Annotated in this window: 9 protein-coding genes and 2 pseudogenes; 3 read left to right on the forward strand and 8 right to left on the reverse strand. The window is 67.2% G+C overall.

Annotated elements, in window-relative coordinates:
* Positions 1-67: 67 nt before the first annotated feature.
* Genes QMO14_RS06700 through QMO14_RS06725 form a run of 6 tightly spaced genes read right to left on the reverse strand, consistent with a single transcriptional unit; the run spans position 68 to position 6,993 of the window.
* On the reverse strand, positions 68-466 hold the full coding sequence (locus QMO14_RS06700) for a RidA family protein (protein ID WP_301505593.1): 399 nt from the start codon (positions 464-466) through the stop codon (positions 68-70).
* Entirely contained in the window at positions 463-2,085 is a 1,623-nt protein-coding gene (locus tag QMO14_RS06705; RefSeq protein WP_301505594.1) for an AMP-binding protein, read from the reverse strand. Before QMO14_RS06705 ends, QMO14_RS06700 begins: the two co-directional genes overlap by 4 nt.
* Before the next feature lie 5 nt (positions 2,086-2,090).
* A complete protein-coding gene (locus QMO14_RS06710; RefSeq protein WP_301505595.1) occupies positions 2,091-3,284 on the reverse strand; it encodes an acyl-CoA dehydrogenase family protein in 1,194 nt (397 codons plus the stop codon).
* Between the two features lie 4 nt (positions 3,285-3,288).
* Positions 3,289-4,143 carry an enoyl-CoA hydratase family protein gene (locus QMO14_RS06715; protein WP_301505596.1) on the reverse strand — a complete coding sequence of 285 codons (855 nt, stop codon included), beginning with the start codon at positions 4,141-4,143 and terminating at the stop codon, positions 3,289-3,291.
* A complete protein-coding gene (locus tag QMO14_RS06720; protein WP_301505597.1) occupies positions 4,140-4,622 on the reverse strand; it encodes a MarR family winged helix-turn-helix transcriptional regulator in 483 nt (160 codons plus the stop codon). The genes QMO14_RS06715 and QMO14_RS06720 overlap by 4 nt, the downstream gene beginning before the upstream one ends.
* A 1-nt stretch (position 4,623) precedes the next feature.
* Positions 4,624-6,993, reverse strand: coding sequence for a bifunctional salicylyl-CoA 5-hydroxylase/oxidoreductase (locus QMO14_RS06725; RefSeq protein ID WP_301505598.1), 2,370 nt, complete (start codon positions 6,991-6,993; stop codon positions 4,624-4,626).
* A 131-nt stretch (positions 6,994-7,124) separates the two neighbouring features.
* Between QMO14_RS06725 and QMO14_RS06730 the strand changes: the two genes are divergently transcribed.
* The gene (locus QMO14_RS06730) at positions 7,125-8,396 is read left to right on the forward strand and encodes a cyclopropane-fatty-acyl-phospholipid synthase family protein (protein ID WP_301505599.1); all 1,272 of its coding nucleotides are present in this window, start codon (positions 7,125-7,127) and stop codon (positions 8,394-8,396) included.
* 14 nt (positions 8,397-8,410) lie between these two features.
* Positions 8,411-8,734: a DUF1840 domain-containing protein gene (locus tag QMO14_RS06735; RefSeq protein ID WP_367618151.1), complete on the forward strand. Its 324-nt coding sequence runs from the start codon at positions 8,411-8,413 to the stop codon at positions 8,732-8,734.
* A 124-nt stretch (positions 8,735-8,858) separates the two neighbouring features.
* On the opposite strand, the gene QMO14_RS06740 is transcribed toward QMO14_RS06735, so the two are convergent.
* Positions 8,859-9,881 (reverse strand): tripartite tricarboxylate transporter substrate binding protein, encoded by a 1,023-nt coding sequence (locus tag QMO14_RS06740; RefSeq protein ID WP_301505601.1) that lies wholly within the window; start codon positions 9,879-9,881, stop codon positions 8,859-8,861.
* A gap of 90 nt (positions 9,882-9,971) precedes the next feature.
* Positions 9,972-10,259 (reverse strand): annotated as a pseudogene (locus QMO14_RS06745) (LysR substrate-binding domain-containing protein); the annotation flags it as partial.
* Between the two features lie 50 nt (positions 10,260-10,309).
* Between QMO14_RS06745 and QMO14_RS06750 the strand changes: the two are divergent.
* A pseudogene (locus tag QMO14_RS06750) lies at positions 10,310-10,579 on the forward strand (superoxide dismutase); the annotation flags it as partial.

Here is a 10,579-nt window from a genome sequence, read left to right on the forward strand (position 1 = left end):
CAGTGAGTGGCAAAAAGAAATGCCCTCGCAATGAGGGCATTTTTATTTTGGGCGACGAGGAAACGGGTCAGTCCGGAATGACCGCCGTCACCTCGATCTCGACCTTGGCCCGGTGCTCCACCAGCGCCGCCACCTGCACGCAGGTCATGGCCGGGAAATTGCGCCCCATCGCATCGCGATAGACCGGCCCGAGCTCGCCCAGCCGGCGGCTGTATTCGTCGCGGTCCGTCACGTACCAGGTCATGCGCACCATGTGCTCTGGGCCCGCACCACCTGCGCGCAGCACCTCGACGATGTTGCGCAGAGCCAGGCCGCACTGGTCGATGAAGTCGTCGGACTCGAATTGCTGCTGTGCATTCCAGCCGATCTGGCCGCCGACGAACAGCATCGTTCCGCGAGCGGCCACGCCGTTCGCATAGCCCTTGGGAGGCAGCCAGCCTTCGGGCTGCAGGAGTTTGTTGATCATGATGTCGTGTTGAGTTGTCTCAGTTTGAATCGTTGGAGCTTGCCGGTTTCCGTGCGCGGCAGTACCGGCACGAACTCGATCTCCCTTGGGTATTTGAATGGCGCAATGGTCGCCTTCACATGGTCCTGCAGCGCCTTCACGAGGGCTGCGTTGCCCTCGTTGCCGGGCTTGAGAACGCAGAACGCCTTCACGATCATGCCGCGCTCGGCATCGGGCTTGCCGATCACGCCGCACTCGGCCACGGCGGGGTGCTTGAGAAGCGCATCTTCCACCTCCGGCCCGCCGACGTTGTAGCCGGCCGTGATGATCATGTCGTCCGCGCGCGCCTGATAGAAGAAATAGCCGTCGTCGTCCTGCACGAACGAATCGCCCGGATAGTTCCATCCGTTCTTCACATAGTCGGCCTGGCGCGGATCGTCGAGATAGCGGCAACCCACCGGCCCCTGCAGCGCGAGCTTGCCGACCGTGCCGTGCGGCACCTCGTTGCCCTCGCCGTCCACCACCTTCGCGGTGAAGCCGGGCACCGCCTTGCCGACTGCTCCCCGGCGCACGTCGTCGCCCGCAGCGGAGATGTAGATGTGGAACACCTCGGTCCCGCCGATGCCATCGAGCATCTCGATGCCCGAAGCTTCCTTCCACAACTGGCGCGTGGCGTCGGGCAAGGCCTCGCCCGCACTCACGCTGATGCGCAGGCTGGGCATGCCGTGCTGCTTCACGAACGTCGCCATCTGGCGATAGAAGGTCGGCGCCGTGTAGCAGATGGTCGCACCGACTTCGTTGATGAGCTTCACYAGCCCTTCGGGCGTGAAAGGCGCATCGGGGAAATAGACCGATGCCCCCGCCCACATCGGAAACACCAGCAGCCCGCCGAGCCCGAAGGTGAAGGCCAGCGGCGGCGACCCCACCACGATGTCGTCGCTGCGCGCGCGCAGCACATGGCGCGGCCAGGTTTCGCACATCGCGAGCACGTCGCGGTGCGTGGTGACGGGGGCCTTCGGCTTGCCGGTGGTGCCCGAGGTGAAGGCCAGCAGCGCGATGTCGTCGGACGCCGTGGGGCATGCCTTGAACACGCCGCTCTTCTTCGCTGCGCGCGCCGAGAGCGAATCGTCCGCATCGGGCTTGTTGAACGCCACCACCGTGGCGAGCACTGGATGCGCCTGCTGCGCCAGCAGCAGCTCGTCGAGCAGCCGCCCGTCGCACAGCGCGGCCACAGGCTGCGACTTCTCGATGATGTCGCCCAGTTCCTTGGCGCGCAGCAGCGGCATCGTCGCCACGGCGATCAGCCCGGCCTTCACCACCGCCAGCCATGCCAGCGCCATCGCCACCGAATTGCCGCCGCGCAGCAGCACACGATTGCCCGGCACCAGCCCGAGATCCTCGACCAGCACCTGCGCGATGCGGTTGACCTCGACGGCCGCCTGCGCATAGGTCAGCGTGCCTTGCGGCGAGCGCAGCATCGGCTTGTCGCCGAAGCCCTTCGCCGCAGCCTTGTCGAGCAGTTMCTCGACCAGGTTGAGCTGGTCGGGCAGCCGAAGCTCGGGCAGGTCGTAGCGGAAGACGGGCAACTGCGCCGCAGGCGGCAGGCGGTCGTGAACGAAGCGGTCGACTTGGGCAGACACGGTGTTTATCCCCGCAGAACGGATTTGCCGATGATCAGTTGTTGGACTTCCGTCGCGCCTTCATAGATGCGCAGCGAGCGGATGTCGCGGTAGAGGCTTTCAACCTTCGTGCCAACCTTCACGCCGAGGCCGCCATGCATCTGCAGCGCCATGTCGATCACGCGGCTTGCGTTCTCGGTGGCGCACATCTTGGCCATGGCCGCGGCGGCCGACACGTCGCCCACAGCAGGTGCGCCGCGCCGCTCTGCGTCGTCGCGCATCCATGCGGCGCGGTAGGTGAGCAATGCGGCGCTGTCGATCAGCGCGGCCATCTCGCCGAGCTTGGCCTGCGTGAGCTGGAAGTCCGCCAGCGTCTGGCCGAACATGCGGCGCTTCTTCGAATGGGCGATCGCTTCCGCCAGCGCGCGCCGGCCCATGCCGAGCGCGGCTGCTGCCACCGAGGCGCGGAAGATGTCGAGCGTGCGCATCGCCAGCTTGAAGCCGCCGTTGAGCTCGCCGAGCTGTGCGGCGCGCGGCACGACGCAGTTCTCGAAGCGCAGCGTGGCCAGCGGATGCGGGGCCATCACGTCGATGTGCGCGGAAGTGTCGAGACCTGGCGTCTTCGCATCGACGATGAACGCAGTGATGCCGCGCGTACCGCCCGCCGGGTCGGTCTTCGCGAACACGCAGTAAAAGTCGGCGATGCCGCCGTTGCTGATCCAGGTCTTCTCGCCGTTGAGCTTCCAGCCATCGGCAGTGGGCTCGGCGCGCATCGCCATCGCGCCCACGTCGGAGCCTGCTTCGGGTTCGCTGAGCGCGAAGGCTGCGATCTTGTTGCCCCTGGCCACGGCCGTCAGGTAGTCGGCATGCTGCTGCGGCGTGCCGGCCAGCGTGATCGCGCCGCTGCCCAGGCCCTGCATAGCGAAGGCGAAATCAGCCAGCGGCGAGTGGTAGGCGAGCGTTTCGCGCAGCAGCACGAGGGCGCGCGAATCGAGCCGCTCCAATGCGCCGCCGGAACTGCCAGGCACGCAGTAGCGCAGCCAGCCGCCGGCGCCGAGCCGCTGGACCCATTCACGGCAGGCCGCGCGGTCGTCGTGCTCGTCGACTTCCTGCGCGTCGGCCCAGGGCAGCAGCTCATCGGCGAGCGCGCGGTGCGCGTCGTCGAAGAAGGGCAGCGCGAGGTGCGCCGTCGATGGTGGTGCGGGAGCCTTGGTCATCATCGCGTCAGTCCCCGCCGAATACCGGCTTGCGCTTGGCCGCGAAGGCCTCGTAGGCGCGCTTGAAGTCTTCGGTCTGCATGCAGATGGCCTGTGCCTGCGCTTCAGCCTCGATGGCCTGGTCGATGGTCATCGACCATTCCTGCGACAGCATCGTCTTCGTCATGCCGTGGGCGAAGGTCGGACCCTCGGCCAGGTCGCGTGCGACCTTCGTCGCGGCCTCGAGCAGCGCCTCGCTTTCGTGCAGCGCGTTGAAGAAGCCCCAGGCGTGGCCCTCTTGCGCGGTCATCGCGCGGCCGGTGAACAGCAGCTCCGATGCGCGCCCCTGGCCGATCACGCGCGGCAGCAGCGCGCAGGCGCCCATGTCGGCTCCGGCGAGGCCCACGCGCGTGAAGAGGAACGCGGTGCGCGTGGCAGGCGAGCCGTAGCGCAGGTCGCAGGCCAGCGCGATCATCGCGCCGGCACCCGCGCACACGCCGTCGATCGCGCCGACGATGGGCTGCGGGCAGGCGCGCATGGCCTTCACCAGGTCGCCCGTCATGCGCGTGAACTCCAGCAGCTCGGGCATGCGCATGCCGGTCAGCGGGCCGATGATCTCGTGCACGTCGCCGCCGGAGCAGAAGTTGCCGCCCGCACCGGTCACGACGATCGTCTTCACGTCGGTGGCGTAGACCAGCGCGCGGAACAGGTCGCGCAGCTCGCCGTACGAGTCGAAGGTCAGCGGGTTCTTGCGATCCGGCCGGTTCAGCGTGATGGTGCCCACGCCGGCCTCGAAGCTCCATGCGAAGTGCTCCGCCTTGTAGGCCGCCTTGGGTTCGAATTGCGCGCGCATGGGATTGCCCGCGCCGATGTAGTGCTTCATTCGGTCTCCGCCATCAGTAGTTGGTTGTGCGAGTGCTGCTTGACCTTGCCGAGCAGCTTGTGCAGTTGCGCGATCTCCTTCGCGCTGAGGCCCGAGAAGGCCTCGACGATCCAGTCTTCATGCTGCTGCGCCATGTCGTTGAAGAGCTTGCGGCCCCGCGGCGTGAGGCGCACGCGCCAGGCGCGGCGGTCGCCCTCGACGTTGATGCGCTCCACCAGCCCTTCGGCCACGAGCTGGTCGGTGATGCCGGTCACGTTGCCGCCGGTCACCATCATGCGGCGCGAGAGCTCGTTCATCTTCAGGCCCTCGGGCGAGCGCTCGAGCTGGGACATCAGGTCGAAGCGCGGCAGCGTTGTCGCGAACTGCGAGCGCAGTTCGTTGCGCACCTGCTTTTCGATGAGCTGGGTGCAGGTGAGCAGCCGCAGCCAGAGCCGCAGGGCTTCGGGGTGCTCGGCATGCGCGCGCGCTTCGAGGTCCATGTCAGTGCGTCTCCTCGGGGTTCGCCGCGGCTGCCGCAGCCATCTGCTGCTGCTTGGCGATCTCGCGGTACATCTGGTCGCGGCCGCTCAGGTATTGCTTCGGCCAGTCGACTTCGCGGCTCTGAAGCTTGGCGGCCTCGTGCAGCGTCCACGCCGGGTCGGCCAGGTGCGGGCGCGCGATGGCGCACAGGTCGGCGCGGCCGGCCGCGATGATGCTGTTGGCCTGGTCGGCGTCGGTGATCGCGCCCACGGCGATGGTCGAGATGCCGACCTCGTTGCGGATGCGGTCCGAGAACGGCGTCTGGTACATGCGGCCGTACACCGGCTTGGCGGCGCGCGTGGTCTGGCCCGACGACACGTCGATGAAGTCGGCGCCGGCCTCCTTGAAGAGGCGTGCCACCACGATGGCGTCGGCGTCGGTGTTGCCGCCTGGCGCCCAATCGTGCGCCGAGATGCGCACACTCATCGGCTTGTCGGCGGGCCACGCGGCGCGCATGGCGCGGAATACTTCGAGCGGATAGCGGCAGCGCGCCTCGATGTCGCCGCCGTACTCGTCGGTGCGCAGGTTGGTCAGCGGGCTGATGAAGGCCGACAGCAGGTATCCGTGCGCGCAGTGCAGCTCGAGCCAGTCGAAGCCGCATTCGGCGGCGCGGCGGGTCGAGTCGACAAATTGGTCGCGCAGCGTGTCCATCTCGGCGCGCGTGATGGCAGCGGGAAGCTGGTTCTGCTCGCCGTAGGGCAGCGCGCTGGCGGCCAGCAGCGGCCAGTTGCCGCTTTCGAGCGGTTCGTCGGTGCCTTCCCAGCCCACGCGGGTGGAGCCCTTGGGGCCGCTGTGGCCGAGCTGCATCGCGATCTTCGCGCTCGACTGCGTGTGCACGAAGTCGACGATTCGCTTGAAGGCGGCCTGCTGCTCGTTGTTGTAAAGGCCGGTGCAGCCGGGGGTGATGCGGCCTTCGGGCGTCGGGCTGGTCATTTCGACGAACACCATCGCGGCGCCGCCGAGAGCGCGCGCGCCGAGGTGCACCAGCAGGAAGTCTTGCGGCACGCCGTCGACTGCGCTGTAGGTGGCCATCGGCGACACCAGGATGCGGTTCTTCAGCGTGAGCCCGCGCACCTTGTAGGGCATGAGCATCGGGGGCAGCGCCTTGCCGCCGGCGAGCCACTGCTCGTAGCCGCTGAGCCATTTCGTGTCGCGCAGCCGCAGGTTCTCGTGGCTGATGCGCTGCGAGCGGGTGAGCAGCGAGTAGGCGAACTGCTCGATCTGCATGCCGGTGTAGCGCGGCACGTTCTCGAACCACTCGGTGGAGTTGCGCGCTGCGTTCTGGATCTTCAGCACCTCGACGCTGCGGCGTGCCTCGTAGCCTTCGAGCACATGGTCCACGGTGCCGCCCTGCGCGAACTCGTTGGCCAGGTCGATCGCGTCTTCCAGCGCGAGCTTGGTGCCCGAGCCGATGGAGAAGTGCGCCGTGTGCGCCGCGTCGCCCATCAGCACCACGGGCACGGAGCGGCCCTCGACGTCGATGCTGTGCGTCCAGCGCTCGCACACCACGCGCGGAAAGCGGATCCAGTTGGCCGAGCCGCGCAGGTGCGTGGCGTTGCTGATCAGAGGGTGGCCGCCGAGGTACTTGGCGAAGAGCTTCTCGCAGAAGGCGATGGCCTCGGGCTGCTCCATCTGGTCGAGGCCGTGGGCCTTCCACACGGCCTCGGGCGTCTCGACGATGAAGGTCGAGGTCTTGTCGTCGAACTGGTAGGCGTGCGCCTGAAACCAGCCGTGCTCGGTCTGCTCGAAGGCGAAGGTGAAGGCGTCGAAGGTCTGGTGCGTGCCCAGCCACACGAAGCGGCAGTTGCGCAGGTCGACGTCGGGCCTGAACACGTCGGCGTAGCGCTGGCGGATGCGGCTGTTGAGGCCGTCGCTGGCGATCACCAGGTCGGCCTTGTACTTCGCGGCGATTGCCTGGTCGTCGGCGACGTCGGTCTCGAACACCAGCTCGACGCCGAGCGCGAGGCAGCGCTCCTGCAGGATGTTGAGCAGCCGCTTGCGGCCGATGCCGCAGAAGCCGTGACCGCCGGAGCGCACCTGGCGGCCCTTGAAGAAGACCTGGATGTCGTCCCAGTGGTGGAACTCGTTGCCGATGAGCGCCGCGGTCGGCGCATCGGCCGTGCGCAGGTTGGCGAGCGTCTGGTCGCTGAGCACCACGCCCCAGCCGAAGGTGTCGAAGGGGCGGTTGCGCTCCACCACGGTGATCTGCAGCGAAGGGTTGCGCGCCTTCATCAACAGGGCGAAGTACAGGCCTGCCGGCCCGCCGCCGATGCACAGGATGCGTTGGAGGTCCGAGGCGGGAGCGGATCGGGTCGGGCTGAGGCTGTTCATGGCTAAATAGTTTAGACATAAACAATCTGTTGTCAATCCGGGTTCGTGCCGGCCGAAAGCCGCCGCAGATCGCGGCTTGCGCCGACACGGGAAGTCATGCAAAAGCTTGGAAAAATCAATACCATGGCCCCATGCAACACTTGATACCCAAAATCGAGTCGCAGCTGGCTTCGCTGCCTGTTCCCATCGCGCTCGAGCTGCCCGATGGCCGGCGCGTAGCCCAGGCGGGAGCCCGCGTCACGCTGGCCTTCAAGGAATGGGCGGTGCTCGCCAAGCTGGCTGCACGTCAGGTGGGAGCCATCGGCGAGGCATACGTCGAAGGCAAGGTGCAGATCGAAGGCGCCATGCGCGACCTGATCGACGCCACGGTCGGCATGCTCCCCGGCAACCCGGCCGAGACCGACACCGGCTGGTGGAGCCGCCTGCAGCGCCGGGCCAAGTCGCACGGCTCGCACTCGCTGCGCAAGGACGCGGCGCAGATCGAGTTCCACTACGACGTTTCCGACGACTTCTACGCGCTGTGGCTCGATGCGCGCCGCGTGTATTCATGCGCCTACTTCCGCACGCCCGACCTTACTCTGGCGCAGGCGCAGGAGGCCAAGCTCGATCACATCTGCCGCAAGCTGATGCTGCAGCCCGGCGAGCGCTACCTCGACATCGGCTCCGGCTGGGGCGCGCTGCTGCTGTGGGCCGCCGAGCACTACGGCGTGGACGCCACCGGCATCACGCTGTCGAAGAACCAGCATGCGTACGTGCAGCGCTTGATCGAAGAAAAGGGCCTGCAGGGCCGCGTGCGCGTCGAGCTGCGCGACTACCGCGAAGTGCCCACCGACAAGCCCTTCGACAAGATCTCCTCCGTCGGCATGTTCGAGCACGTGGGCGCGGCCAACATGCCGACCTACTTCCGCAAGATCCATTCGCTGCTGAAGCCCGGCGGCCTCGTGATGAACCACGGCATCACCTCCGGTGAGCTCAACTACCGCCAGCTCGGCGCCGGCATGGGCGATTTCATCGAGAAATACATCTTCCCCGGCGGCGAGCTGCTGCACGTGACGCACGTGCTGCGCGAGACGGCCGCGGCCGGCCTGGAGATGGTCGACACCGAAAGCCTGCGCCCGCACTACGCGCGCACGCTCTGGGCCTGGTCGGACGCCCTGGAAGCGCAGCTCGACGCCGCGCGCGAAGTGCTCCAGCGCAGCGGCGGGCGCCAGGCCGAGAACGCAGAGCGCGTGCTGCGCGCCTACCGCCTGTACCTCGCGGGGTCCGCCATGAGCTTCGAGCAGGGCTGGATTTCGCTGCACCAGATGCTCTCCACCAAACCCGATGGCAAGGTCGAACACGGCGTCCTTCGCGGCGCGCAATCGGTGTACCCTTTTGCGCGCGACTACATCTACAACAAGTGAGTGAGAACTACACCATGCTCTATCGATTCCAGTCCCGCGCCTCTCCCGATTTCGTGATGCTGGAAGTGCATGCGCGCCAGCTGCTGGAGATCGTCGGCAAGTCGGCCGCCCCGCAGGGCATCATCACCGTCGAGCAGATCCCCGGCGCCATCTCGGCCCTCGAAGCCGCGCTGGCGCGCGAGGCCTCCAACTCCCACAACAACGACGACTACGCCGTCGAAGGCCACGCCAACGAGGCCGAGAAGCAGCACATCGGGCTGCACCAGCGCGCGATCCCCCTGCTGCACATGCTCAAGGATTCGCTGGCCGAAAAGAAAGACGTGACCTGGAAGACCTGATCAACCAGATCAGCTACCCCCGGATCTTTTCGTGAAACGCCGCGGAACCGGCTTTGCCGGGCCGCAGGCGTTGCCCCCTGCAAGGGGGTTGGCGAAGCGACACGAAGTGCGCGAAGCCTGGGGGTCAGTCAACTTTCGCGCCGGAGTCCTTCACCACCTTTGCCCACTTCACATGCTCGCTCGCAATGAGCTTCGTGAAGTCGGCCGGCGAATTCCCGCTCGGGATCGCGCCCTGCGCGAGCATCTTCTCCTTCATGGCCGGCGTGCTCAGCGCCTTGGCCACTTCCTGCTGGATGCGGTTCACGATCTCCGGTGACGTGCCCGCCGGCGCCAGCAGCCCGAACCATGAGCTCGCCTCGTAGCCCTTGAGCGAGGGGCCGCCCACTTCCGCCACCGTCGGAATGTCGGGCAGGGCGGGCGAACGCTGCGTGCTCGTCACCGCCAGCGCGGTGAGCTTGCCGGCCTTGATCTGCGCCATCGACGAGGGCAGGTTGTCGAACATCACGTCGGCATTGCCGCCCACCATGTCCAGCAGTGCCGGGCCGGAGCCCTTGTACGGGATGTGGGCCATGAAGGTGCCCGTCATGCTCTTGAACAGCTCGCCCGCCAGGTGGATCGAGGTGCCGCTGCCGCTGGAGGCCATGTTCAGCTTGCCAGGGTTGGCCTTGGCGTACTTGATGAAGTCCTGCACGTTGTGGATGTTCAGCGTCTTCGCCTTCTCGGCATTCATCTCCATCACGTTCGGCACGGCGGCCACCAGCGTGATCGGCGCGAAGTCCTTGATCGGGTCGAAGGGCAGCTTCGGGTACAGCGCGCGGTTGATGCCGTGCGTGCCCACGGTGCCCATCAGCAGCGTGTAGCCGTCGTTCGGCGCGCGCGCCACGATCTCGGCGCCCACGTTGCCGCCAGCACCGGCGCGGTTGTCCACGATGAACTGCTGGCCGAAGGCCTTGGAAAGCTCGGGCGCCACGGCGCGCGCCAGGATGTCGGTGGTGCCGCCGGCCGCGAACGGCACGACGATGCGCACCGGCTTGGTCGGCCAGGTGCCCTGGGCCCACGAAGGAGCGGTCATGAGGGTCAGCGCGGCGGCGACGGATGCGGCCAGCGCGGTGCGGCGATTCGGGGAGAACGAAGTCTGATTGGTCATGCGCGCGTTTGTACAGGCGCGCGCCTCGGACGTCGCGGGTGAAAACCCCGTGAACCCGTGAGGTTGTCGCGGTCCGGTCGCGAAGGCGTCTCAGGCCACCTGCATCCGCCGCGCGAACCGCTCCTCTCGGAAACGCTCCAGCACGAAGTCGATGAACACCCGCGTCTTCGGCGGCAGCAGCTTCTTGCTGGGGTAGTAGAGCCACACCGCGCCGGCCTCCTGGTACCACTCGGGCAAGAGCCGCAGCAACTCGCCGCTGCGCAGCCCGCGCTCGACGAAAGGCATGGGCAGCATCGCCACGCCCAGCCCCATCAGCGCGGCATGCGCGATCGCCTCGGGGTCGTTGAAGATGGCGCGCGGCCGCGGCAGTTCGACGCTGACCTCGCCTTCGCCTCCCCCTTCGCCGGCTCGCGCCCGCACGCGCCGCAGGGTCCAAGTTCGAGTCGATGACGCTCGAAGAGATCGTCAAGAAGTCCAGCGGCGGCATCTACAACAACGCCGCGCAGATCTGGAACCACACCTTCTTCTGGAACTGCATGAAGCCGCAAGGCGGCGGTACGCCCACCGGCGCGCTGGCCAAGGCCATCGAGGCCAAGTGGGGCAGCTACGACGCCTTCAAGGAAGCCTTCGTGAAATCGGCCGTGGGCAACTTCGGCTCGGGCTGGACCTGGCTGGTGAAGAAGGCCGACGGCTCGGTG

Source organism: Variovorax sp. CAN15, assembly GCF_030462475.1.
Classification (GTDB): domain Bacteria; phylum Pseudomonadota; class Gammaproteobacteria; order Burkholderiales; family Burkholderiaceae_C; genus Variovorax.